General features: G+C 74.5%; 15 protein-coding genes. 4 read left to right on the forward strand and 11 right to left on the reverse strand.

The annotated features are described in order from the left end of the window. The first annotated feature begins 422 nt into the window (after positions 1-422). Together AB0J08_RS24005 and AB0J08_RS24010 are read left to right on the forward strand one after the other, a co-directional pair. Entirely contained in the window at positions 423-5411 is a 4989-nt protein-coding gene (locus tag AB0J08_RS24005) for an amino acid adenylation domain-containing protein (RefSeq protein WP_360637821.1), read from the forward strand. Further along, positions 5408-11002: an amino acid adenylation domain-containing protein gene (locus AB0J08_RS24010; RefSeq protein WP_360637824.1), complete on the forward strand. Its 5595-nt coding sequence runs from the start codon at positions 5408-5410 to the stop codon at positions 11000-11002. The genes AB0J08_RS24005 and AB0J08_RS24010 overlap by 4 nt, the downstream gene beginning before the upstream one ends. Before the next feature lie 74 nt (positions 11003-11076). Here AB0J08_RS24010 and AB0J08_RS24015 read toward each other — a convergent pair whose 3' ends face one another. Then, on the reverse strand, positions 11077-11733 hold the full coding sequence (locus AB0J08_RS24015) for an NAD(P)-binding domain-containing protein (protein WP_360637827.1): 657 nt from the start codon (positions 11731-11733) through the stop codon (positions 11077-11079). Between the two features lie 251 nt (positions 11734-11984). Here AB0J08_RS24015 and AB0J08_RS24020 point away from each other — a divergent pair, with 251 nt between their 5' ends. Continuing rightward, complete coding sequence (locus tag AB0J08_RS24020; protein ID WP_360637830.1) at positions 11985-13502, forward strand: PQQ-binding-like beta-propeller repeat protein; 1518 nt, start codon at positions 11985-11987, stop codon at positions 13500-13502. A 3-nt stretch (positions 13503-13505) separates the two neighbouring features. On the opposite strand, the gene AB0J08_RS24025 is transcribed toward AB0J08_RS24020, so the two are convergent. From AB0J08_RS24025 to AB0J08_RS24065, 9 genes are all read right to left on the reverse strand, one after another. Further along, the gene (locus AB0J08_RS24025) at positions 13506-13838 is read right to left on the reverse strand and encodes a hypothetical protein (RefSeq protein ID WP_360637833.1); all 333 of its coding nucleotides are present in this window, start codon (positions 13836-13838) and stop codon (positions 13506-13508) included. Between the two features lie 124 nt (positions 13839-13962). Beyond that, a complete protein-coding gene (locus tag AB0J08_RS24030; RefSeq protein ID WP_360637836.1) occupies positions 13963-15282 on the reverse strand; it encodes an aldehyde dehydrogenase family protein in 1320 nt (439 codons plus the stop codon). A gap of 26 nt (positions 15283-15308) precedes the next feature. Continuing rightward, on the reverse strand, positions 15309-17045 hold the full coding sequence (locus AB0J08_RS24035; protein ID WP_360637839.1) for an asparagine synthase C-terminal domain-containing protein: 1737 nt from the start codon (positions 17043-17045) through the stop codon (positions 15309-15311). A gap of 105 nt (positions 17046-17150) precedes the next feature. Then, positions 17151-17741, reverse strand: coding sequence for a hypothetical protein (locus AB0J08_RS24040; RefSeq protein WP_360637842.1), 591 nt, complete (start codon positions 17739-17741; stop codon positions 17151-17153). A 42-nt stretch (positions 17742-17783) separates the two neighbouring features. Then, positions 17784-18677 (reverse strand): hypothetical protein, encoded by an 894-nt coding sequence (locus tag AB0J08_RS24045; RefSeq protein WP_360637845.1) that lies wholly within the window; start codon positions 18675-18677, stop codon positions 17784-17786. Beyond that, positions 18674-19825 (reverse strand): hypothetical protein, encoded by a 1152-nt coding sequence (locus AB0J08_RS24050; RefSeq protein ID WP_360637848.1) that lies wholly within the window; start codon positions 19823-19825, stop codon positions 18674-18676. Before AB0J08_RS24050 ends, AB0J08_RS24045 begins: the two co-directional genes overlap by 4 nt. Next, positions 19822-20490 carry a cupin domain-containing protein gene (locus AB0J08_RS24055; protein ID WP_360637851.1) on the reverse strand — a complete coding sequence of 223 codons (669 nt, stop codon included), beginning with the start codon at positions 20488-20490 and terminating at the stop codon, positions 19822-19824. Before AB0J08_RS24055 ends, AB0J08_RS24050 begins: the two co-directional genes overlap by 4 nt. Positions 20491-20654: 164 nt before the next feature. After that, entirely contained in the window at positions 20655-21740 is a 1086-nt protein-coding gene (locus AB0J08_RS24060; RefSeq protein WP_360637854.1) for a polyprenyl synthetase family protein, read from the reverse strand. Then, a complete protein-coding gene (locus tag AB0J08_RS24065; RefSeq protein WP_360637857.1) occupies positions 21737-22156 on the reverse strand; it encodes a hypothetical protein in 420 nt (139 codons plus the stop codon). Before AB0J08_RS24065 ends, AB0J08_RS24060 begins: the two co-directional genes overlap by 4 nt. Before the next feature lie 426 nt (positions 22157-22582). On the opposite strand from AB0J08_RS24065, the gene AB0J08_RS24070 reads away from it, so the two are divergent. After that, positions 22583-22987, forward strand: a complete 405-nt coding sequence (locus AB0J08_RS24070; protein WP_360637860.1) for a hypothetical protein — start codon at positions 22583-22585, stop codon at positions 22985-22987. Positions 22988-23088: 101 nt separating this feature from the next. Here AB0J08_RS24070 and AB0J08_RS24075 read toward each other — a convergent pair whose 3' ends face one another. Further along, the gene (locus AB0J08_RS24075; RefSeq protein WP_360637863.1) at positions 23089-24741 is read right to left on the reverse strand and encodes a ubiquinol-cytochrome c reductase cytochrome b subunit; all 1653 of its coding nucleotides are present in this window, start codon (positions 24739-24741) and stop codon (positions 23089-23091) included. Positions 24742-24974 lie beyond the last annotated feature (233 nt).

Here is a 24974-nt window from a genome sequence, read left to right on the forward strand (position 1 = left end):
CGAGGCCTGCCATGTGGGAGTCGGGGCCGGAGTCGGAGCGGGGCGAACGAGCCGCGCGTGGCGGTCGCCGGCAGGGTCGCTGCCCGGGTCGCCGTCCGAGCAAATGACAAGGTCAGGTCAAGGGTGCTGGCGCCGAAGCGCCCGTACGCCCCTCGGAGCTGACGCCACGTCGGCTGGTACGAAAACCGTATCGGCAGCGCGCGTCCCTTGTCACGGGCCTCGACAATCCGCAGGAAATCGTCGACGAACCGTCACATCGTCGTACCGCTCTGTGGTGATGGGCAGGTGACCTTTCCGGCATATCGAACGAGTGGCGGAATATGCTGGTCATCCGGTGGGCCTTTACCCCACCATCTCCGAGGGCACACCGCCCATTTCCAGCCGACCACAAGTCGGCGCAGGGCCATCCCTCAGGAGAGTTGATGAGTTCGACGGAACTTCCTCCACCGGATCCGACGGCATCGCTGGCCGATCTGGTCGACGCACAGGCCGGCCGGACACCCGGGGCCACGGCGGTGATCGACGGCGACCGCCGTCTGACCTACCGTGAACTTTCCTCCGCCGTCGACGCGTTGGCCGGCCGACTGGCGGCCGCCGGCGTGCGCGCCGAGACCCTGGTGGCGATCTGCCTCCCGCGGACGGCGGACCTCGTGATCGCGCTACTGGCGGTCCTGCGCGCGGGTGGTGCGTACGTGCCGCTCGACCCGGCCTACCCGCAGGACCGGCTGGAGCTGGTGATCGGCGACGCGCAGGCGCCCGTCGTCCTCACCGACCGCGCGCACGAGCACCTGCTGGCCGGTTCGGGCGCGACCCTGCTGTACACCGACGCCGAGAGCCCCCGCGCGCCGCTCGCCCCGGGCGGCGGCGCCGACGCCCTCGCCTACGTCCTCTACACCTCCGGCTCCACCGGCCGGCCCAAGGGCGTCGCGGTCACCCAGCGCGGCGTCAACGCGATGCTCCGCTGGGCCGCGCGGACCTACGGCCCGGCCGACGTCGCCGGCGTGCTGTTCGGCACCTCGGTCTGCTTCGACATCTCGGTCTACGAGGTGTTCTTCCCGCTCGCCGTCGGCGGCACGGTCGTGGTCGCCGAGAACGTCCTCGCGCTGCCCGAACTGCCCGCTCGCGACGAGGTGACCCTGGTCAACACCGTGCCGAGCGCCATGGCGGCGCTGCTGCGCGCGGACGGCCCTCCCGGCGGCAGGGGCCTGCCGGGCGGCGTCCGCGTGGTCAACCTGGCGGGCGAGGCGCTGCCGCGCCGGCTGGCCGACCAGGTGTACGGGGAACCGCAGGTCGAGCGGCTGTACAACCTCTACGGGCCGACCGAGGACACCGTCTACTCCACCTGGTCGCTGGTCCGCCGGGGCGGGAGCGGCGAGCCGCTGATCGGCAGCCCGCTGCCCGGCACCACCGGCCATGTGCTCGACGAGCGGCGCACCGCCGTTCCGGACGGCGGCATCGGCGAGCTGTACCTCTCCGGCGAGGGCCTCGCCCGCGGCTACCACGGCCGCCCGGACCTCACCGAGGAACGGTTCCTCACCGTGGACGGCGAGCGCTGCTACCGCACCGGGGACCTGGTGCGCCGGCTGCCGGGCGGCGAGCTGGAGTACCACGGCCGCGCCGACCACCAGGTGAAGGTGCGCGGCTTCCGGGTCGAACTGGGCGAGATCGAGGCGGTGCTCGCCACCCATCCCTCCGTCGAGACCGCCGCCGCCGTCGTCCAGCACGACGAGGCCGGCGCCTACCTGGCCGCCTTCGTCCAGCCCGGGCCCGGCGCCGCCGAGCCGAGCGCGGCCGAGCTGCGCGCCCACTGCGCCGCCGCGTTGCCGGGTTACATGGTGCCGTTGGCCGTCGGCGTGCTCGACCGGCTGCCGCTGACGCCCAACGGCAAGACCGACCGCAGGGCGCTGCCGCCCGTCGCCCGGAGCCGGGGCGGCGAGGAGCTGTTCGTCGCGCCCCGCACCCGGGTCGAGACCGGGATCGCCGAACTCTGGCAGCAGCTGCTCGGAGTCCCGCAGGTCGGCGTGCACGACGTCTTCCTCGACCTCGGCGGGCACTCGCTGCTCGCCGCCGGACTGCTCGCCCGGATCGAGCGCGCGTACGGCACCCGCGTCCCGCTGGCCGAGTTCTTCGCCGCGCCGACCGTCGCCGCGCTCGCCGTACGGGTCGCCAACGGCGGCGGCGGCCGCCCCTCCGTGGCCCCGCCCGTGCGGGAGGCCGCGCTGCCCGCCCGCCCCACCGGCTTCCAGCGCGAGCTCTGGCTGCACGAGTCCGTCCAGCCCGGCACCCCGCTCTACAACGTGCCGCTGCGCATCCGCGCCGTCGGCACGCTGGACCGGTCCGCCCTCGGCCGGGCACTGAGCGAGGTGGTCCGCCGGCACGAGGTGCTGCGCACCGCGCTCACCGGCCGCGACGGCGACGTGGCCGCCGAGATCCGCCCGCCGTACCCCGTCGACGTCCCGCTGCTCGACCTCACCGGCGCCGGCGAGGAGGAGCTGGATGCCGCGCTGCGCGCCGAGGCCGCCCGGCCGCTGGACCTCGCCGGGGGCCGACTGCTGCGTGCCCTCGCCGTGCGCACCGCGGCCGACCGGCACGAGCTGCTGATCACCGTCCACCACGCCGCGATGGACGGCTGGGCCGCCGGACTGCTGCTGGCCGAGCTCGGCCGCGCCTACCAGGGTGGCGAACTCGCCGAGCCGGACCTGCAGTCCTCCGACATCGCCCGGTGGGAGGAGCGCGCCAACGCGGCCGCCCGCGACGGCGCGCTGCGCTGGGGCGAGCGGCTGCGCGGGCTCGACGCCGACCAGCACCTGCCGGGCGACCGCCCGCACCCCGACCCGCACGACACCGCCGGCCGCCGGATCGCCCGCCGGCTCAACGCCGAGCTGGTCCGCACCACCGAGCGCTGGGCCGCGCAGGAGGGTGCCAGCCTCTACATGGCGGTGCTGGCCGCGCTCGGTGGCGTGCTGCACCGCTACACCGGTCGCACCGACCTCGCGGTGCTCAGCCCGTTCGCGGTCCGCCCGCTGCCCGAGCTGGAGGAGGTGCTCGGCTCGCTGATCAACACCGTCGCGCTCCGCTTCGACGCGGCCGGTACCGACACCTTCCGCGAGCTGGTCGCCCGCGTGCGCCCGGTGGTGCTGGACGCCGCCGAGCACAGCGGCCTCCCGTTCCTGGAGCACGCCCGCCGGGTCGGCGGCTCCACCGGGCTGACCGCCTCGCCGATCGCCCAGGTCCTGCTCGCGGTCCAGAACCACCCGATGGCGGGGGTCGAACTCCCCGGCCTCAGCCTGCAGTTCGTCGCCGAGGTGTGCAACGGCACGGCGAAGACCGACCTCTCGCTGTTCCTGGAGTTCCCGGCCGAGGGCCCGCTGCTCTCCGCCGAGTACCGCACCTCGCGCTACGACGAGCGGTCCGTCCGGGCCGCGCTCGACCACCTGGTGGCGTTGCTCGCCGCCGCCGTCGCCGAACCGGACCGTCCGCTGGGCGAGTTGGCGATGCTCTCGGCTGCCGAACCGGCGGCGCGGGAGCCCGCGAAGGGCGCCGGGGCGCCGCTGCCCGATGTCCGACTGCACGAGCTGGTTTCCGCCCAGGCCGCCCGCACCCCGGAGGCCGTGGCCGTCTCCGCCACCGACGGCGTCCTCAACTACGCCGGACTCGACGCCACGGCCGCCCGGCTGGCACACCTGCTGGCCGAGCACGGCGCCGGCCCCGGCACCCTGGTGGCGGTCGCCGTCCGGCGCGGTCGGCTGCTGCCCGCCGCCCTGCTCGGCGTGCTGCGCAGTGGCGCCGCCTACCTGCCGCTCGACGTCGACCAGCCGCTCGCCCGCAACCGCGCGGTGCTCGACGACGCCGGCGTCACCCTGCTGGTCGCCGAGCGGGCCACCGCCGGGGACGAGCTGCTCGACGGGCGGACCACCGTCCTGGTCGACGGCCCGCAGGCGGCAGCGGCTCCCCGGGCGCCGGCCGTCGCGGTCGGCCCGGAGGACCGCGCCTACCTGCTGTACACCTCCGGCTCCACCGGTACGCCCAAGGGCGTCGCCGTCCCGCACCGCGCGATCGTCAACTTCCTCACCTCGATGGGCCGCGTACCCGGTCTCACCGCGCACGACGTGATGGCCGCCGTCACCACCGTCACCTTCGACATAGCCGGTCTGGAACTCTGGCTGCCGCTGGTCACCGGCGCCCGGGTGGAGATCGCCGACCGCGCCACCGCCACCGACGGTCACGCCCTGGCCGACTGGCTGGAGCGGCGCGCGGTCACCCATCTCCAGGCCACTCCCGCCACCTGGCGGATGCTGCTGGAGGCCGGCTGGTCCGGCAGACCCGGGCTGACCGCGCTCTGCGGCGGCGAGGCGCTGACCGCCGACCTCGCCGAGGCCCTGCTCAAGCGCACCGGCGAGCTGTGGAACCTCTACGGTCCCACCGAGACGACCGTCTGGTCCACCATCCAGCGGGTCACCCCCGAACTCGCCGCCCACGGCGGTGTGGTGGCGCTCGGCGAACCCATCGCCAACACCCGGCTGCACCTGCTCGACGCCGGTGGCCGGCCCGTCCCGGTCAACGGCATCGGCGAGCTCTGCATCGCCGGCGACGGCGTCGCGCTCGGCTACCACGGTCGGCCCGACCTCACCGCGGAGCGCTTCGTCCCCGAGCCCGGCGGCCCCGCGGACGCGCTGATGTACCGCACCGGGGACCTCGCCTGCCGCCGCGCGGACGGCCGGCTGGAGTACCACGGCCGGACCGACGCCCAGGTCAAGCTGCGCGGCTTCCGGATCGAACTCGGCGAGATCGAGGCCGCGCTGACCGCCGTCCCCGGTGTCACCGCCGGCGCCGCCCGACTGGCCGACGGCCCGGCCGGCCCCGTCCTCGCCGGGTACGCCGTCACCGACGGCACCGTCGGGGAGGACGCGCTGCGGGCGGCCCTCGCCGAGCGGCTGCCCGACTACATGGTGCCCGCCGCGCTCGTCCTGCTCGACCGGCTGCCGCTGACGCCCGGCGGCAAGGTGGACCGGGCCGCGCTGCCCGCTCCCCGGCCGGGCGGCGCCGGGGCTCTGCCCGAGGGCGACTGCGAGGAGCTGCTGGCCGACCTCTGGCAGGAGGTCCTCGGTCTGGAGCAGGTCTTCCGGCACGACGACTTCTTCTCGCTCGGCGGCCACTCGCTGCTCGCCACCCGGCTGTCCGCCCGGGTCCGCGACACCTTCGAGATCGACCTGCCGTTGCGCACCGTCTTCGAGGCCCGCACCCTGGCCGCGATGGCACGCCGAATAGAGGACCGACTGCTCGACGACATCGACGACACCGATGACAACGACGACATCGACGAGGCGACCGAGACGACCGAGACCGACGGCACCGAGGACGCACCAAGCGGCGAGGACGCCACCGGCGCACTGACGGGGGAGAAGGCATGACCGACCAGCACACCGCCGACGACCGGCCGGACCAGGAGGGCAGACGTCAGGAACTGCTCCGCCGCCGGCTCGCCAAGGCCAAGGCCGCGAAGGCCGCCAAGGACGCCGGCGCCGCCGAGCCGCCCCGACAGGGCATCGCACCCCGCCCCGAAGGCACCCCCGCGCCGCTCTCCTCGGCCCAGCGCCGGATGTGGTTCCTCGCCCAGTACGAGCCCGACAGCGCGGCCTACCACATCCCGCTCGCCCTCCACCTCGTCGGCGACCCCGACGAGGAGGCCCTCGGCGCCGCCCTCACTGACGTCCTCGACCGGCACGAGGTGCTGCGCACCGTCTACCCCACCGTCGACGGGGACGTCCGGCCCGAACTGCTGGAAGCCGCGCGATTCAGCCTCGCCACCGCCGAGGCCACCGCCACCGCCGACACCACCGCCGATGCCGATGCCGCCGCCGCTCGGCTGGAGGCCTGGCTGGAAGAGGACGCCCGCCGCCCGTTCGACCTCGCCACCGAGCTGCCGGTCCGCGCCACCCTGATGCGTACCGACGAGGGCGCCGTACTGAGCCTGGTGCTGCACCACATCGCCGCCGACGGCTGGTCGATCGGCGTGTTCTTCGCCGATCTCGCCACCGCCTACGCGGCCCGCCGGCAGGGCCGCGCACCGGCCTTCGAGCCGCTGCCCCTCCAGTACGCCGACGTGGCGCACTGGCAGCAGACCGAGCTGGCCGAGGAGCTGGCCCGCCAGCAGGCCTGGTGGCAGGAGCGCCTGCGCGGCGCCACCGCCACGGTCACCGTGCCCACCGACCGGGCCCGGCCGGCCGTGGCCGGCACCCGGGGCGGGCGGCTCACCGCCGACTTCGGCGCCGACCGCACCCGCCGGGTCCGGGCCCTCGCCGAGCAGACCGGCACCACCGTCTACATGGTCCTGCTCGCCGCCCTGCAGACCGTGCTGTCCCGCTACACCGGTGCGGAGGACGTCGTCGTCGGCACGCCCGTCGCCGGACGCACCCGCAGCGAGACGGAGCCCCTGGTCGGCTGCTTCGTCAACACCCTGGCGATGCGCACCGACCTCTCCGGCGACCCGAGCGTCCGGCAGCTGCTGGAGCGGGTCCGGGAGGGCACGCTCGGGGCCTTCGGCCACCAGGACCTGCCGTTCGAGCGGCTGATCGACGCCCTCGGCCTGGAGCGCGAACTCGCGCACACCCCGCTCTTCCAGGTCATGCTCAACGTCCACAACCAGGCCGAGGCCACCCTCGACCTGCCCGGGCTGCGGGCCGACTGGCGGCCGGTCGGTACCGACACCGCGAAGTTCGACCTCTCCGTCGCCGTCGTCGACCAGGGCCGCGCACTCAGCGCCGACCTGATCTGGCGCACCGAGCTGTACGACGAACCGACCGTCCGGCGGCTCTTGGGCCATCTCACCACCGTGCTCGACGCGATGGCGGAGGCTCCCGACCGCCCGCTCGCCGAGCTGCCGCTGCTCACCCCGTCCGAGCAGCGCCGGCTCGCCGACTGGGACGCCACCCAGCGCGACTGGGACCTCGGCGCCACCCTGCACGGCCTGGTCGAGGAGCAGGCCCGGCGCACCCCCGACGCGCCGGCCGTCCGCGGCGCCGACGGGGTCCTCGACTACGCCGAACTGGACAACCGCGCCAACGCGTTGGCGCACCGCCTGCGCGCGCTCGGGGTCGGCCCGGACCGTCCGGTCGGGCTGCTGGTCGAGCGCTCGGCCGCCCTGGTCGTCGGCATGCTCGGCATCCTCAAGGCCGGCGGCGCCTACCTGCCGCTCGACCCGGTGTACCCGGACGAGCGGATCCGCGCGCTGCTGGCGGCCGCCGGGGCCGCCGCCGTGGTCACCACCGAGGACCTGGCCGGCCGGGTCGACGGCGCGCCGGTCGTCGTCCCGGAGCCGCTCACCACCCCGGTGGCGCCGTGCCCGGCCCCCGAGGTCGAGGTCGGCCCGGGCAACCTCTGCTACCTCGTCTTCACCTCCGGCTCCACCGGAGCGCCCAAGGGCGTCGCCGTCGAGCACCGCAACTTCCGCAACTACCTGCACGGGCTGCGCGAGCGGATCGGCGGCGACCAGCGGGGCTGGAACTGGGCGCTGGTCTCCACCTTCGCCGCCGACCTCGGCACCACCAACGTGTTCGGCGCGCTCACCGGCGGCGGCTGCCTGCACCTGCTCACCCGCGACCAGGCCACCGACCCGGACGCCTTCGCCGGCTACGCGGCCGCGCACCGGATCGACGCGATGAAGCTCGTCCCCAGCCACCTGGAGGGTCTCGCGGCCCACGGCGCCGGGCTCGGCGGGATCCTCCCCGGCCGGCTGCTGATCTGTGCCGGTGAGGCCCTGCGGCCCGATCTGGTGGCCCGGATCCGCGCCGCCCGCCCCGAGCTGCTGCTGCACAACCACTACGGCCCGACCGAGACCACGGTGTCGATGCTCGGCGCCGCCGTCCCGGCCGACCTCGGGGACGCCGCCACCGCGCCGCTCGGTCTGCCCTTCGGCAACGTCGGCGCCCACGTCCTCGACGCCCGGCAGCGCCCGGTACCGGTCGGTGTCCCGGGTGAACTGTACGTCTCCGGCGCCGGCGTGGCCCGCGGCTACCTGGGCCGGGACGACCTCACCGCGGAGCGGTTCGGCCAGGTGAACGGCCGCCGCAGCTACCGCACCGGCGACCTCGTCCGTCGCCGGGAGGACGGCGCCGTGGAGTTCCTCGGCCGGATCGACCACCAGGTGAAGATCCGCGGCTTCCGGGTCGAGGTCGGCGAGGTGGAGGCCGAACTCACCAGCCGTCCGCAGGTCCGCGAGGCCGTCGTGGTGGCCCGGGGCGAGGGCACCGCCCGGGCCCTCGTCGGGTACCTGGTGCCCGCCGACCCGGCGGCCGCCCCCGACCCGGCCGAGCTGCGGGCCGCGCTGCGCACCCGGCTGCCCGACTACATGGTGCCCGCCGCCCTGGTCGTGCTCGACGCCCTGCCGCTGAACGCCAACGGCAAGGTCGACCGGGCCGCGCTGCCCGAGCCGGTCGCCGTCCAACCGGCCTCGGGAGGCCGCGAGTTGGCCTCCGCGACCGAGCACGAGGTGGCCGCCGCCTACCGGGCGGTGCTGGTCGTCGACGAACTCGGTGCGGCGGACGACTTCTTCGCGCTCGGTGGCGACTCCTTCTCCGCCGTGCACGCCGTCCGGCTGATCGGCCGCGGCCTCTCGGTGATCGACCTGTTCCAGCACCCCACCGTCCGCGAACTCGCCGCACTGCTCGACGCCAGGGCCGCCGGCACCGGGGACGCCGGGCCGCGTACCCTGCTGCACAAGCTCACCCGCGGCAGCGCGCCCGCCGAGGTGAGCGTGGTCTGCGTCCCGTACGGGGGCGGCAGCCCGATCACCTTCCAGCCGCTCGCCGACGCGCTGCCGGCCGGTCACCGCCTGTACGCCGTCGAGCTGCCCGGCCACGATCCGAGCCGGCCCGACGACGACCTCGTCGAACTCGACACCCTGGCCGACCGGTTGACCGAGCAGATCACCGAGCGGATCGACGGCCCGGTGGTGCTCTACGGCCACTGCCTCGGCGGCGCGCTCGCCACCGCGCTCGGCTCCCGACTGGAGGCGGCCGGCGTCGACCTGCGCGGCGTCGCCCTCGGCGGGACGTTCCCGGCGGCCCGGCTGCCCGGCCGGTTCGCCGAGTGGATGGCCAAGCGGCTGCCCGGCGACCGGATGCTCTCCAACCGCTCCTATCTCGACTACCTGCGCGCCATGGGCGGCTTCACCGATGTCTACGACCAGGACGAGCAGGACTTCCTGGTCCGGGCGCTGCGCCACGACGTCCGGCAGGCCGAGGAGTTCTACACCCGCGCGTACGGGGACGCCCGCCCGGCGCGGATCGCCGCGCCGATCCTCTGCGTGGTCGGCGAGAAGGACCGCGCCACCCAGCTGTACGAGGAGCGGTACGCCGAGTGGGAGCACTTCGGTGACGCCGTCGACCTGGCCGTGATCCCGCGCGCCGGGCACTACTTCCTCAAGCACCAGGCCGACGAACTCGCTCGGGTGGTAGCCGAGTTCACCGCCACCGGCGCGGTGGCCGAGCAGGTCGAGGCCAAGCGGCCGGCGGCCCGGGCCGAGCTGGGCACCTTCGCCAAGGTGGCGATCGGCCAGTTCGTCTCGATGATCGGCACCAGCCTCTCCACCTTCGCCCTCGGGGTCTGGGTCTACCAGCGGACCGGCTCGGCCTTCGACTTCGCGATGATCTCGGTGGTCGCGGTGCTGCCCGCCGTCCTGCTGCTGCCGATCGCGGGTGCGCTGGCCGACCGGATCGACCGGCGCACGATCATGATCGTCACGGACACGGTGGCCGCGGCCGCCATGCTCTCGCTCGGCGGCCTGCTCTGGGCCGACCTCCTGGAGGTCTGGCACATCTACCTGGTGGCCTGCGTCGGGGCGGTCTGCTCGGCGTTCCAGCGCCCCGCCTACCTGGCCGCGATCACCCAGCTGGTGCCCAAACGCTACCTCGGACAGGCCAACGGCCTCGCCCAACTGGGCACCGGTGCGGGCGACATGATGGCCGTTCTGGCGGGCGGCGTGCTGGTCTCGCTGATCGGCCTGCACGGTGTGGTGCTCTTCGACATGGCGACCTTCCTGACCGGGGTCACCTGCCTGCTGCTGGTGCGCTTCCCGGACGCGCTGTTCGACAAGCAGGAGGAGCCGCTGCTGCGCGAGGTGGTCACCGGCTGGCGCTACATCGTCCGGCGGCACAGCCTGGTCGCGATGGTGGTCTTCTTCGTGGTCTTCAACTACCTGTTCGCCGTCGCGACGGTGCTGGTCACCCCGATGGTGCTGGCCGGCGGGTCGGCCGTGCAGCTCGGTGTGATCACCGCCGTCGGCGGCCTCGGCGCGATGACCGGCGCGCTGGTGATGGCCCTGTGGGGCGGCACCCGGCGGCGCGCGGTCGGCATGATCGGCTTCACCTCGGTGGTCGGGGTGGCCGCGATCGTGACCGGCTGCCGCCCGCAGGCCGCACTCACCGCCTGCGGCCTCTTCGGCCTCTGGGCGGCGCTGATGATCCTCAACTCGCACTGGATGGCGCTGATCCAGACCAAGGTCGGGATGGAGCTGCAGGGCCGGGTGCTGGCCACCAACCAGATGCTCGCGATGTCGATGATGCCGCTCGGCTTCCTCACCGCGGGGCCGCTCTCCGACCACGTCTTCGAGCCGCTGATGAGGCCGGGCGGTGCGCTCGCCGACTCCGTCGGCCTGGTGCTCGGCACCGGCCCGGGCCGCGGCGCGGGCCTGCTGCTCGTCCTGGTCGGCACCGTCCTGGCGGTCTGGGGGCTGCTCGGCCTCGCCTACCGGCCGCTGCGGCTGATCGAGGACCTGCTGCCGGACGCCCTGCCGGACGCGGAGATCGGTGACAAGGACGCCATCCAGGCCGAGGCGGACCGCCTGCTGGCGCTCACCGAGGCAGCCAGGGTGGCCGGTGCGGGTGGCACGGGCGGGCCGGCAGCGGAGACGCGGGTGCCCCGGCCGGTCCGGGGCACCCCGGAGCCGGTCGAGGACGAGCCGGAGAAGCGCGTGCCCGCCGGGGCCGGCCCGGGCTCCCGGTAGCGGCCCCGCGGTACCGCGATGCCCCGCCCCTGCGGTCACCGCAGGGGCGGGGCATCGTCGTCAGCGGTACCCGGCTACTCGGCGCGCTTGAAGGAGTAGTTGAACTCGGCCGTGCCGAAGGCGCCCATCAGCCGGAGCCAGAGCGGCATCATCATCTCCGTCGCCCGGGCGCCCGCGATGTCCCCGAGGTCGATGACGGATTCCGCCGGCCAGCCGAACTCACCCAGCAGCGCGACCGTTTCGGCCTTCGCGGCCGCGTCGTTCCCGGCGATGAAGAGGTTGTGCCCACCCGGCAGCCGGCCCGGGTCCACCATCAGCGGCGCGGTCAGCGTGTTGAGCGCCTTCACCACCCGGGCGTCCGGGAACTCCCGCTGGATCCGCTCGCCCACGCTGTCGGTGTTCACCGGGTCCAGGGTCACCTCGCCCTCGGGGGAGAAGACCAGCGGGTTGGAGACGTCCACCAGCAGCTTCCCGGCCAGCCGCTCGGCGCCCGCGGCCCGTAGCGCCTCCAGCGCGACCGTGCCGCCGGTGGCGTTCAGCACCACCTGCCCGAAGCCGGCCGCGTCGGCGAACGTCCCCTGGTGCCCGTTCGGGCCCGCCTGCCGCGCCCAGGCGACGGCCTTCTCGTTGTCCTTGCTCCGCGAACCCAGCGTCACCTCGTGGCCGAGCGCCACCAGCTTGTCCGCGAGGGTCTGCCCGACCTGACCCGTGCCGATGATTCCGAACCGCACTCGCGCCTCACCCTCTGCCGTCGCGCGCCCCGTAGCGCGTACCGCGTCGACAGTAGATCAACGCACCCCCGCTGTCCGGCGAATTACCGCCGACCCCGGCCGGCCGTCGGGTGCCGCGTCCGCCGACTGGACGAGGCCCGCTGGTGGCCGCCCGGCCACCCCCGAAGCATGGGCGCCATGAACCGAACCAACAGACCGTACGCCCGGGCGGCGGCCCTGCTCGTCGGAATCGCCCTGCTCGCCCGGCCGCGGTGGCCCGGGCGGACGTCACGACCGTCTCCGTCACCACCGAGCGCACCGCCTGGGACCAGGACGAACCGGGGCTCGCCCCCGAGGAGGTCGGCAAGTCCGACTTCGGTGTCCGCTTCGCCACCCAGCTCGACGGCCAGGCGTTCGCCCAGCCGCTGGTCATCGGCCGGACCGTGGTCGTCGCCACCGAGACCATCCACGTCTACGGCGTCGACGCCGCCACCGGGAAGATCACCTGGCATCGCGCGATGGGCCCGGCCTGGGCCTCCGCCGCGATCGGCTGCTCGGACCCGGGCCCCAACGTCGGCACCACCTCCACCCCCGTGTACGACCCGGCCACCGGCACCGTCTACCTCACCAGCAAGGTCGACGACGGCCCGGACGACAAGCACCCCCACTACTACGTGCACGCCGTCGACGCGCAGACCGGCGCCGAACGCAGCGGCTGGCCGGTGACGGTGCAGGGCGACCCGGTGAACGCCCCCGGCAAGCCGTTCAACGCCTACCGCTCGCTTCAACGGCCCGGGCTGCTGCTGCTCGACGGACACGTCTACTTCGGCTTCGGCTCGCTCTGCGGCATCGGCGACTACATCGGCACCCTGGCCGGCCTCGACACCCGTACCCGCAAGCTCACCCTCTGGTCGACGGTCGCCGGCTCCGACACCCAGCGGGCCTCCATCTGGATGGCCGGCAGCGGGCTGGTCTCGGACGGCCCCGGCCGGATCGTCCTCACCACCGCCAACGGCCAGGGCGCCGGCGCCTCACCCGCCCAGGGGCCCGGCTCCAGGCCGCCCGGCGGCCTGGGCGAATCGGTGATCCGCTTCGCCGTCGACGGCGCCGGCGGCTTCACCCCGAAGGACTTCTTCAGCCCCGCCAACAACGCGACCCTCGACAAGCGGGACACCGACCTCGGCTCCGGCGGCCCGGTCGCCCTCCCCGCCGACCGCTTCGGCACCCCCGCCCACCCCCGCCTGCTGGTCCAGGTCGGCAAGGACGGCCGGATCTTCCTGCTCGACCGCGACGACCTCGGCGGCATGGGCCAGGGCCCCGGCGGCACCGACAAGGCCGTCGGCATCACCGGCCCGTACGGCGGCGTCTGGGGCCACCCGGCGGTCTGGGGTGGCGACGGCGGCTACGTCTACACCGTCGAGAACTACGGCAAGCTGCGCGCCCTCAAGTACTCCGTCACCTCCGCCGGGACCCCGCAGCTGACCAGCGCCGGCACCAGCGCGGAGGACTTCCTCAAGATGTCCGGCTCACCCGTCGTCACCTCCGACGGCGCCCGTTCCGGCTCCGCCCTGGTCTGGGTGATCTGGTCCGGCACCGGCCAGTACGGCGAGGGCGGCGAGCTGCGCGCCTACGATCCCGTACCGGTCGGCGGCACGCTGAAGCTGCGCCGTTCCTTCCCGCTCGGCACGGTCAGCAAGTTCTCGGTGCCGGCCACCGGCAAGGGCCGGATCTACGTCGGGACGAAGGACCACCGCCTGGTCGCCCTCGGCCGGCCGTCGGCCTTCGCCTGACGGTCAGGTCCCCGGGTTGATGCTGAAGATCACGGCCACCACCGACAGCAGCGTCGCCATCGGCGCCAGCGCCGCCCAGATCCGGGCCGGCCGCAGCAGGTACGCCACCGGCCACTGCAGCACGATCAGCGCCACCGTGATGAGCAGCAGGTGGTCGGAGAGCGCCAGCTGGGACTTGGTGGCCGGGCAGGAGCCGGGCCCGAAGCACGGATCGGTGGCCATCTCCGCCAGCCCCCGCAGCGGGACGACGAACAGCAGGCAGAACCCCGTCACCAGGGTGGAGGCCAGCGGAGCGCGACGCCAGTTCGCGCGGGGCCCGGAGGCGGTCTCGGTCATGACCCGATCATGGCCGCCCGGGCCGGCCCGGGGCAGCGGACGGGTACTCAGTTCGGGGTGCGCGAAGTACTCAGCCCGGGCCGGCCGGAGGACGCTCCGGCCGGGCCGCTCAGAGCCGGGCCACTCAGAGCCGGACCGTCACCGTCTTGGGACGCTGGTACTCCTGGAGGGCCAGGGCGGACAGGTCGGTGCCGTGGCCGGAGGCGCCGCGGCCGCTGTGGGGGAGCTCGGCACTCTGCACCAGGTGGCAGTTGAGCCAGGTCTCACCGGCGTGCAGGCGGGCGGTGAGGTCCAGGGCGGCGGTGAGGTCGGTGGTCCAGACGCTGGCGGCGAGGGCCTGCGGGACGCCGTTGGCGAGGGCGAGCGCGTCCTCCGGGGTGGCGGCGCGCTGGACGGTCAGCAGCGGGCCGAAGGCCTCCTCCAGTACGGCGGGATCGTCGTCGGGCAAGTCGGCGAGCAGGGTGGCCCGGCGCCACAGGCCGTCGGTGCGGCCGGGAGCGGTGATCGAGCGCCTGGCGGCCGAGGCGCCGAGGAGGCGGTCGTAGCGGGCGGCCTGGTCGGGGTTGTTGAGCGGGCCGAAGTCCCGGCCGGCCCGGCGCTCGGCCAGGGCGGCGGCGAGGGCGGTGACGACCTGCTCGTGGTTCTCCTCCAGGGTGATCACCCGGGCGGGCGCGGCACAGCTCTGGCCCGCGTTGTAGGTGCAGGCCTCGGCGAGGGCGGCCCAGGTGTGGGCCGGCGCGTCGGGCAGCACGAGGACGGGGCTGTTGCCGCCGAGCTCCAGGCTGACCCGGCGGTGGCCGGCCCGGGCGGCGATGTCGGCGCCGGCCGCCGCGCTGCCGGTGAAGGCGATCATGTCGACGCCGCTCGCGACCAGCAGCCGCCCGCTCTCCCGGTCGCCGGGCAGCGCGGTCAGCACGCCGTCGCCGAGCACCCGCGCCGCGTGTTCGGCGAGCAGCGCGACCGAGTCGGGCGTGGTTTCGGCGGGCTTGACGATCACCGTGTTGCCGGCGGCCAGCGCCGGGGCGCAGCGCCAGGCGGCCATCAACAGCGGGTAGTTCCACGGCACGATCGCCCCGACCACGCCGATCGGCTCCCAGCGCACCCAGCTCTCGTGGCCGGGCAGGTAGCGGCCGGCGGCGGGCGCCGTCCCGGTGCGGGCGGCGCCGGCGTAGAACCGGAACAGGTCGGCGGCGTTGCGCAGTTCGCCGGTCACCTCGTCCGCGGGCTTGCCGGTACCGGCCTGCTCCAGCGCGGTGTACTCGGCGAGGTGCTGCTCGACGAGGTCCGCGAGGGCGTCCAGCCGGCGCTCGCGCTCGCGCGGGGTGAGCGCGCGCCAGGGCGCGGTGGCGAGCCGGGCGGCGGTGACGGCCTCGGCGACGCGCTCGGCGCGGGCCGGCTCCAGGGCGCCGCGGACGGCGCCGGTGCGTGGGTCGATCAGGTCCATGTGCGGGGGCCTTTCGCGGAACGGGTTCACAGGTCGTAGGCGCGCAGCCAGAGTTCGAGGGTGAGGACGAGCCAGAGCTTGCCGCCCTGGCGCGGCAGCAGGGTTCCCTCGCGGCGCATCCAGGTGCGGACGGTCTCGGGCCGGACGAGGCCGCGCTCGCGGGCGGTGCGGCCGAGCAGCAGCTCGCCGGAGAGGTCGCGCAGCGGGCCGCGCAGCCACTGTTGGACCGGGACGCGCATCCCGCTCTTCGGGCGGTCGGTGACCGTTGCCGGCAGGAGGTCCCGGACGGCCTCCTTGAGCACCCACTTCTCCACCGTGCCGTTGAGCTTGAGCGTCGGCGGGGTGGCGAAGGCGTGGTCGATCACGTGCCGGTCGAAGAGCGGGGAGCGGCCCTGGACGCCCTGCGAGGCGGTGAGCCGTTCGACCTTGGTGAGGATGTGGTGGGCGCCCTTGGTCCGCAGGTTGCAGTGGAGCAGTTGGTTGAGCAGCGAGTGCATCGGGCCGGGCCGCAGGTACGGGGCGACGAACCGGCGGGGCTGCGGTGCGGTCTCCAGGGCCCGCAGTGCGGCGGGCGTGAGCAGCCGGGGCAGGTCCTCGTAGCACTTGCGGTAGGACCGCAGGTACGCCTCCGCCCGCACCTCGGGCGCGGGGTCGTCGCGGTGCATCTCGTGGACGAGCATCGGCAGGTTCTTCGGGCCGCCGAAGACCGGGTCGCCGCCCTCGCCGTTGAGTGAGACGGTCAGGCCGTCGCCCGCGACGGCCTCGGCGAGCATCAGGTTGGGGACGGTCAGCGGGTCGCCGACCGGGCTGTCCAGCAGGGCGACGGTGTCGGCCAGCCGGGCGGCGACCTCGGCGCCGGAGACGGTGAGCACCCGGTGGCGGGTGCCGCAGTGTCCGGCGACCAGGCCGGAGTAGCCGAGCTCGTTGGGGAGTTCGTCACCGAAGCTGATCGAGTAGGTGTGCACCGGGTGGTCGTGCAGCCGGGCGGCCAGCGCGGTGACGAGTGAGCTGTCGACGCCGCCGGAGAGCAGGACCGCGACGGCCTCGCCGGCCGGCAGCCGCCGGGCGGTGGCCTGTTCCAGGAGGAGGCGCAGCTGCCGGGCGTACTCCGTGGGTGGTGGGGTGTCGGCCTCGGCGGGGAGCAGCTCGGCCGGCTCCCAGTACTGCTCCTGGTGCACCGCGCCGTCTGCCGACAGGCGCAGGATCCGGCCGGGCAGCGCCTCGTGGACTCCGCGCAGCAGGGTCTCCTCGCCGGGCAGGTAGGCGAAGGTGAGGAAGGAGCGGACGGCCGCGAGGTTGACGCCGGTGCCGAGCGCCGGCCAGTGCCGCAGCGCGCGCAGCGAGGTGGAGGCGGCCCAGCAGCCGTCGGCGCGGGCGTAGAAGACGGTGCGGGCGCCGGCGTGGTCGCGGATCAGGACGAGGTCGGCGCCGTCCACCACGACCAGGACGAACAGGCCGTCGGCGAGCCGGACGCCGTCCGCGCCGAGGCGGCGCCAGAGTCTGAGCAGCAGCTCGCCGTCGGGGCAGTCGTCGGGCGCCGGGGTGCGGGCGGCGGCGAGGAGGGCGAGCAGTTCGGCGCGGTTGTGCAGGGTCACCTCGCCGACGGCGGTGACGCCGTCGACGGTGAACGGGCCGGTGGCGAAGCCGGGCTCGCCGCCGATCAGGGCGGCCCGGGCGGGCGCCGGGGCGCCACCGGTCAGGGCGGCGAGGTGGGTGCGGGCCCGATCGGTGTCGGATCCGGTGCAGGCGCAGCAGCGGGCCATCCGGGAGGGGTGCCTTTCGGTGGGTGGTGCATTTCGGCGGGTGGTGCCGTGGTCCGTTTCGCGGGCACGGGCGCACGAGCACGAGGGCGTGCGGCCGTGCGGGGCTCAGCCGAAGTCGTCGCCGTCCCAGCCGTCGTCGGCGGAGCCGTCCCAGTCACCGCCGAAGTCGGCGTCGATGTCGTCGCCGCCGGTGTTCGGGTCGTCGCCGTGGCCGGTGTCACCGGAGGAACCGTCGCCGGCGGACCCGCCCCCGCCGTCGCCGCCCGAGGAGGAGCCGGCGGCCTGGGCGCGGGCCTGTTCGCGCAGCTGCTCCTCCTCGGCCTCGCTCAGCTCCAGGGGCGGGAACTGGGAGACCGCGACGGCGGCGGCCCCGGCCACCCCGAGCGCGCCGAGGACGACGCCGAGCCGGCCGCTGAAGGCGGTGCGGTTGACGGTGACCAGCTCGCCGCGGGCCCAGACCGTCCGGCCGTAGCCGACGTCACGGCCGTAGCGGACGGTGCCGTCGGTGTGGCGGCGCTTGACCAGGTCCTTGCCGAGGGGTTCGTCGGTGCCGGCCAGGCCGTCGCTGTCGTGCCAGTGCACGAGGCGGTCGGCGCCGCGCCGGCGCCACTCGCTGCGGCCGTCCTCGTAGCGCCGGTGCACGGTGCCGTCCGCCAGCAGTTCGTCGCTGTAGCCGAGGTGGCGTGGCTGCGTCATGGTCGGGAGTCCTCAAGGTGTCCGGGGCCCTCCTGGGGAGGGTCAGGCGGAGGGCCGAGCGGTGGGCCAGGTCAGGAAGCCGGCGGACCGCGCCTCGCGGACCCGGTGGTGGACCGGGGCCCGCCGGGGGCCGGCGGCGCCGCCCCGGACCTGGCGGATCACGGTGTGCAGCAGCCGGGCGGGGCCGACGGCGGCCAGTTCGACGGTCCGGCCACTGCCGAGCCAGGCGCGTTCCCCGGGCCGCAGCCCCGCGGGCAGCGGGCCCCGGTACGGCTGCGGGCCGCGTCCGGCGGTGAGGTGCAGGGCGGCGGCGTGCCGGGGGACCAGCCCCATCGACCGGACCCGCACGGCGCGGCCGGGCCCGCCCGCCCCGCGCAGTTCGCCGCGGACCCGCTCGAAGCAGGCGAGCCCGGCCGGGCTGGCGTCGTGCAGCACGTGGACCACCGCGCCCCCGGCCCGCTCCAGGGCGCCGACCAGCCGCGGATCGAGCGGCAGGTCGGCGGCGACGACCGGGCAGGCGGCCTCCAGGTGCAGGTCGTTGGCGATCAGCATCCCGGTGATCTCCCGGCTCTGGCAGACCAGCAGCCGGGGCAGCCCGTAGTCGTACAGGTCGCTCTCGACGCCGGCCCGTGGCTGCCGCGCCACCTGCCGCACCGGCTCCGGGGGCGGCAGCAGGCCCGGCAGTTCGGCGCGGCGGGCCGCCAGCACCTCGGCGAACCGGGCGTACCGCACCGGCGGCGCCAGCGTGTACGGGATCCGGCGCGGGCCGGAGTGCAGCGGCTGGAGGACGCGGCACAGCTCGTAGTACAGCTGGCGCTCGGTGTACCGCAGGCCGCCGGGTGCCCCGGCCCGGTCGGCGGCGACGGTCAGGGCGCCGTCCAGCAGCAGGCGCGGCGGCCGGCGGCGCGGGGGCCGGGGTGGCGGCGGGACGGTCATGGGGTGCCCTCTCGGTGCTGCCCGGCGCTGGGTCCGGCGTTCGGTCCGGCCTTCGGCTCGGCGTTCGGCTCGGGCCAGGTCAGGAAGCCGACGGCGAGCGCCCGCCGACGGGTCTCGGCGGGCTCCTCCGGCCGCGCCGGCGCCACCGGAGACTTCTGCACCGGGGTGCGCGCGGGTGGTTCCAGGACGCGCTCGGCGGCCCGGACGGCGATCGCCATCAGCCGCTTGGGTGCGACCGCGGCCACCGGGCTCCACCAGCCGTCGGCGTACCACGCCAGCTCGGACGAGTTCAGCCAGCCGGCGTCCCGTTCCAGCCGGATCTGCAACTCGGGGGAGCGGAACGGGTCGCGCAGCACGACGGACCTGTGCTCGGCGGCCAGCACCGCGCGGGCCGGCAGCCCGGCGTCCAGCACCCGGCGGCCGGGCTGCTCGGCCCGGGCGTCGGCGACCAGCAGGCAGCCCTGCGGCGAGGCGTCGTGCAGGACGACGACGGGCAGGCCGCGGGGGACGGCGCGCAGGTCGGCGACGAGCAGCGCGCGGTGACGCTGCGGGTAGTGGTTGGCGTGCAGGAAGGCCGTGACGGTCCGGTCCGGGCAGAGCAGGACGAACGCCGGGTCGGCCACCGGCGGGTCGGAGCGGACCAGGGCGTCCTCGATCAGCCCGGCGGGCAGGGCGGAGTAGACCTTCTTCCACCGCGGCACCACGGTGTCGTGGAAGGCGCCGGCAGTCCAGCGCGTGGTGTGCTCGCGGGGCGGCGCCGGCTTGTCGGCGAGTACTGTCTGGCGCACGGCCAACCCCAGCAGCGCGGCCCCGACGAGCGCGAGCAGCGCGATCGGAACGCCCTTCAGGGCCATGGCGCCGATCAGCGCGCCGACCCCGAGCACGCCCAGGCAGCCCGCGCTGCCCCTACTCCCCCGGAAGGCCTGGGCGGGCCGTCCGCGGCGCTCGGTCGCGTAGCGCAACTGGTCGACCGTGCAGACCAGTTCGCCCGCACCGGTGAGTTTGCCGGTGAGCCGGCGGAGCCGGACGTCGTGCAGCCCGGCCCCCTCCACCTTCGGGTCCAGGGCGAAGTGCTTGCCGCAGTATCCGCACTTGTGCCCGGATCGGCTTCGCTGCAGCAGGTTCTTGTCGCAGTGCGGGCAGATCATCGCGGGGTCTCCAGCGTCGCGGCGAAACGGCGCAGCCGGGCGGCCAGCCGCTCTCTGGTGCTGACCGTACCCGCGCGCTGGTTCCGTTCCACCTCCCGCAGGGCGGCGGCCAGTTGGTCGTCCGCACGGCGCTCGGCCTCGGCCGCGGTGATCGCGTAGTCCTCGTGGTCGATGCCGAACCCGGTGTTGGCGGCGAGGATGTTGAGCGGCCCGGAGCCCCGGTTGGCGAACGAGTGCGGCATCAGCTCGGGGATGCGGATCAGCAGCCCGGGCGTCAGCGGGACGTCCACCACCCGGCGGCGCTCGGCGTCGTACAGCCCGCAGGCGGCGTGCCCCAGGCTCAGCACCAGGTGCTCGCCGCCGTGGGCGTGCGGGGTGAACGCGCTGTGCGGGGCGACGATGCCCAGCTTGTAGGTGGCGTTGGACGGCCGCTCGGGCGAGGTCTTGGCGTCACCGACCAGGTAGTGGGCGAACTGCCCCTCGTCGATGAAGCGCAGGAGTTCCTCGCCGGCCGCTCCGTGCGCGCGGTCCGGGCCCAACTCCCGGGCGCCGTCGCGGTCGGCGATCAGGACGCGGCCGTCCGGCCGCAGCTGGTACAGGTCCACACCGGCCGGCAGTGACCGGGCCAGCCGCTCCAGCCCGAGCAGCCCGGATCGTACGGACATCCGCCACCCCACCCCCCACGTCGGCGCCGCCCGAGCGCGGCGTCATCCCCGGTGACGCCGATCGCCGCGCGGCCGGTTCCCCGAACGGGGACCGGCGTCGGGGATCTTACGCAGGCGAAGTGAGCGGTGGGGCAACGGGCGTGGCCGCAGCCGGGGCGGCCGGGTCAGCGCCCGCGGGCCACCACGAAGTCGGGCAGGGCCAGCAGGAACTCCCGTGCCTCGGCGGCCTCCTCGGTCGGTTCGACGGGCTCCGGAGCGGCCGCCAGCACCTCGGTGATCTCCCGCTCGGCGGCGGCCACCAGCCCGGCCGCCGCCTGCTGGGCGCTCTCCACGCAGTCGTACGCCGCCATCCGGTCCAGCAGCCAGCGCACGTCCTCGGCCGCGCCGGGCCCGCGCTGCGCCCGGGTGCGGCTCAGATAGCGCACGACGCGGGTGCGTTCGGCCGGGGTGCAGCGCTCCAGCAGGTGGATCAGCAGCAGGGTGCGCTTGCCCTCCCAGAGGTCCCCGGCGATCTCCTTGCCGTAGTCCGCCTCGGTGCCGATCAGGTTGAGCACGTCGTCCTGGATCTGGAAGGCCGCCCCCAGGTACCAGCCGAACCGGTCCAGCCGGGCGGCGTCGGTGCTCGCGCCCTCGGCCACCAGGAGGCCGCTGCGGCACGGGTAGAGGAAGGTGTACCAGGACGTCTTCTTGAGACACATCCGGTAGTAGTCGGCGGGCACGAGGTCGCAGGCGTTGTCGCGGATCCAGGCGATCTCCAGGGCCTGCCCCTCCAGCGACTGGCGGCACATCAGCTCGGTCTCCTCGAACAGCCGCCAGGCCAGTTCGCCGCCCAGCTCGCTCCGGTTGGCCATCAGCCGCCGCAGGCCGAGCAGATTGGTCGCGTTCCCCACGTTCAGCGCGACCTCGACGCCGTGCTCGGCGGAGAGTGTCGGCGCGCCCCGGCGCAGCTCGCTGCCGTCCTGGATGTCGTCGTGGATCAGGAAGCCGTTGTGGAAGAGCTCGACCGTGACGGCGGGGTTCAGCGCCCGCCCGGAGTCGCCGCCGAACGCGGCGCAGGTGGCCAGGCAGAGCGCGGACCGCAGCCCCTTGCAGGGCCGGGCCGGATAGTCGGCCGCCAGCTCGTACAGGTACGGCGGGCTCTGCTCCGGGATGTGGCGCAGCAGCTCCGTCACCGTGCGCTCGCGGTGTCGGGCCAGCACCCGTTCGACCAGTGTGGTGGCCTCGGCGAGCGGTCGGGCGGCGGCGGTCACCCGTGCTGGCCTTCGGCCCCGTCGGGGTGCTCGGCGGGGCTCTGCCTGGGCCCGAAGGTGCTGTCCATCGACCGGTTGGCGAACGCGGGTGCCAGCGAGCTGAGGTTGAGCAGCAGGTCGAGGACGTCGTGCGCGTTGGTGGCGAGCCGCTGGGTCTGCTCGGCCGCGTCGCCGCTGGTGTGGCCGAGCAGCCGGCTGCTGACGGCGTCGATCAGCTGGTGGGTGTTCTCCGACACCCGGCGTACCAGCTGGTCGAACTCCTCCTGGTCGACGCGGTGTTCGCCGGTCAGCCGGTCGCCGGCCGCCTTCGCCTCCGCCAGTCCGGCGGACAGCTCGCGTTCCAGCACCGCGGCCGCCTCCATGACCGCCTGCGAGCCCTGCTCGCCCAACTCGCTGAACCGACCGGCATCGGGCATGGCTGACCTCCTGGTTCGAACCCCGGGAGGGCCGGGGCAGGCCGGGCCGGCGGCAGGGCAGAGCGCCGCCTTGATCGCTGATAGTACACGCCCATGTGCGGAGGGTGCCCGCTGTCCTCGGGTGTGTGCGGGCGCGCCCGGCCCCGGGCGGACCGTTGCTTCCGGCCGGTGTCGCCCCCGAGGTGGGGGGCGCCGCGGTGATCGGCCCGGCGCGAGGGCCGCGTCCGGGCGCCCCGCCGTCCGGTCGGGACCGGCGAGTCGTCCCGCGGGCCACAGTCGGTCACTGATAGTAGTTGCGTGGTTGCGGTGCGATCGACCGCCGGGTGTCTTCACCGGCGGCGCGTTCGGCCGGCCGAATCGACAGGTGCGCGCCGTTGCCGCAGTGCTGGCTCGCCGCGGTGCCCCGGTGCTGGACAAGGAGCGGTCATGGGTGGCAGACAGCGCCCGCCGAAAGCGCGGAGCGCTCGGCCGGGCAAGGGTGCCGGGCCGGCACGGCCCCGGGTGGACGCGCGGGTGGAGATCGCCCGGCTGGAGGGCTATCTGGCCTGGGAGGCCGAGGTGGCGGCGGCCGAGCGGGACGCGCAGGCGTTCGCGGGCCGGTTCCCCTGGTTGTCGCCCGGCGAGCGGGAGGACCTCGAACGCGCCTATGCGGCCGACCGGTTGCGCTACGCCGAGGACGTCGTCGACCGGGCGGTGGAGCGGTGCCGCCAGCTGGCCGCCCGCTACCGCAGCGAGTGCCGGCGGATCTGCGCGCGCTGGGCGGCGCTCTGCCTCTCGGTGGCGCTCGCCGCCGCCCTGCTCGCGGCGGTCCCGGCCGCGCTCCGGGTCTGACCGGGGCGGCGGCGTTCCGGAGCCGGCCGGGGTGAGTGCACAGGGCGGGCCCGCCACGCGCTGGACGGCGTGGCGGGCCCGGTCGTACGGGGTGCCGGAGATCAGTGGTGGCCGTGGCCGCTGGTGATCTCCTCGTGCTCCTCGGCGGTCGGCTTGGGGATCTGGCTGCCCTGGCCGAAGAAGCCGCGCGAGAATTTCGCCCGGGTCCGGGCGAGCAGGCCGGCCCGGCGGGCCACCCCGTTCTCGTCCACCTCGGCCGGCAGCACCATCGGCTGCGGCTGCTCGTGCGAGGTGAGCGTGTACAGCCGGCCCTGCGGGAGCGGGGCGTGCACCTCGATGAACTCGCCGTGCTGCAGCCGCTTGATGACGCCGGTCTCCCGGCCGTGCAGCACCTTCTCCTTGTCGCGCCGCTGGAGGCCCAGGCACCACCGCTTGGTGATCACGAAGACCACCACCGGGACGACGAAGAAGCCGATCCGCACCGCGTTGGTGATGGCGTTGATCGACAGGTGGAGGTGGGTGGCGATCAGGTCGTTGCCGCCACCGATCAGCAGGATCACGTAGAGGCTGACCCAGGCGGCGCCAAAGCCCGTCCGCACGGGCGCGTTGCGCGGGCGGTCCGCCATGTGGTGCTCGCGCCGGTCGCCGGTGACCCAGGCCTCCAGGAACGGGTAGGCCCAGATGGCGACCAGGACCAGCGGGAAGATCATCAGCGGCACGAAGACGCCCAGGTTGAGGGTGTGGCCCCAGAGGCCGATCTCCCAGCCGGGCATGATCCGGATCAGGCCCTCGGAGAAGCCCATGTACCAGTCGGGCTGGGCGTCCGTGGAGACCTGGTCCGGCCGGTACGGTCCGTAGGCCCAGATCGGGTTGACGGTGGCGATCGCCGCCATCGCGCTGACGATGCCGAACACCAGGAAGAAGAAGCCGCCCGCCTTGGCCATGTAGACCGGCATCAGCGGCATGCCGACGACGTTCTCCTCCTTCCGGCCGGGCCCGGCGAACTGGGTGTGCTTGTGGTAGAAGACCAGGATCAGGTGGGCCACGAGCAGGCCCAGCATGATCCCGGGGATCAGCAGGATGTGCACGGTGAACAGCCGGGGCACGATCACGAAGCCCGGGAACTGGCCGCCGAAGATGAAGAACTGCAGGTACGTGCCGACCAGCGGGACGGCCAGCACCGCGCCCTCCATGAACCGGATGCCGGTGCCGGAGAGCAGGTCGTCGGGCAGCGAGTAGCCCATGAAGCCGTCGAACATGCCGAGGAACAGCAGCAGCGCGCCGAAGATCCAGTTGATCTCGCGCGGCTTGCGGAACGCGCCGGTGAAGAAGACGCGCATCATGTGCACCAGCATCGCGGCGACGAACACGATCGCCGCCCAGTGGTGGATCTGCCGGATCAGCAGCCCGCCGCGGATGTCGAAGCTGATGTCGACCGTCGACGCGTACGCCTCGGACATCAGGATGCCCCGGAGCGGGATGTACGAGCCCTCGTACGTCACCTCGGCCATCGACGGCTGGAAGAAGAAGGTCAGCCAGACGCCCGTGATGATGATGATGATGAAGGTGTACAGGCAGATCTCGCCCAGCATGAAGGACCAGTGGTCCGGGAAGATCTTGCGCAGATTGGACCTGGACAGGGCGTAGATGCCCAGTCGGCCGTCGGCCCAGTCGGCGAGGGCCTCGGCCTTGTTCGCGGGCGCCGAGCGTGTGCTGGTGACCGGTCCCGGACGCGACTGCTGGTCGGCTCTCACGACGGGCTCCCCGGCGTCCGCTGCGTACCGACCGGGGAGCCCGCCTGCGGAGCTGCCGGCCGGCGGAGTGATGTGATCATGGGACCTCTCGATACGGGGCCGCCGGGGTCGCCGGCGCGCGGATCCGCCGACCCGCTGGCCCCGTTGCTCAAAGTGATGGAGCGCTTACTCTGTCATGCTGTCGGCAGGGGGCCGACTGTGCACGTCCATCGGCCCGGACGGCCGCTCGTGTC

This window comes from Kitasatospora sp. NPDC050463, assembly GCF_040655255.1.
GTDB lineage: Bacteria > Actinomycetota > Actinomycetes > Streptomycetales > Streptomycetaceae > Kitasatospora.

Bases quoted from the DNA above. Each gene is read 5' to 3' on its own strand.
- AB0J08_RS24005 (WP_360637821.1), top strand. From the start codon at position 423: ATGAGTTCGACGGAACTTCCTCCACCGGATCCGACGGCATCGCTGGCC.
- AB0J08_RS24010 (WP_360637824.1), top strand. From the start codon at position 5,408: ATGACCGACCAGCACACCGCCGACGACCGGCCGGACCAGGAGGGCAGA.
- AB0J08_RS24025 (WP_360637833.1), bottom strand. From the start codon at position 13,838: ATGACCGAGACCGCCTCCGGGCCCCGCGCGAACTGGCGTCGCGCTCCG.
- AB0J08_RS24030 (WP_360637836.1), bottom strand. From the start codon at position 15,282: ATGGACCTGATCGACCCACGCACCGGCGCCGTCCGCGGCGCCCTGGAG.
- AB0J08_RS24035 (WP_360637839.1), bottom strand. From the start codon at position 17,045: ATGGCCCGCTGCTGCGCCTGCACCGGATCCGACACCGATCGGGCCCGC.
- AB0J08_RS24040 (WP_360637842.1), bottom strand. From the start codon at position 17,741: ATGACGCAGCCACGCCACCTCGGCTACAGCGACGAACTGCTGGCGGAC.
- AB0J08_RS24045 (WP_360637845.1), bottom strand. From the start codon at position 18,677: ATGACCGTCCCGCCGCCACCCCGGCCCCCGCGCCGCCGGCCGCCGCGC.
- AB0J08_RS24050 (WP_360637848.1), bottom strand. From the start codon at position 19,825: ATGATCTGCCCGCACTGCGACAAGAACCTGCTGCAGCGAAGCCGATCC.
- AB0J08_RS24055 (WP_360637851.1), bottom strand. From the start codon at position 20,490: ATGTCCGTACGATCCGGGCTGCTCGGGCTGGAGCGGCTGGCCCGGTCA.
- AB0J08_RS24065 (WP_360637857.1), bottom strand. From the start codon at position 22,156: ATGCCCGATGCCGGTCGGTTCAGCGAGTTGGGCGAGCAGGGCTCGCAG.
- AB0J08_RS24070 (WP_360637860.1), top strand. From the start codon at position 22,583: ATGGGTGGCAGACAGCGCCCGCCGAAAGCGCGGAGCGCTCGGCCGGGC.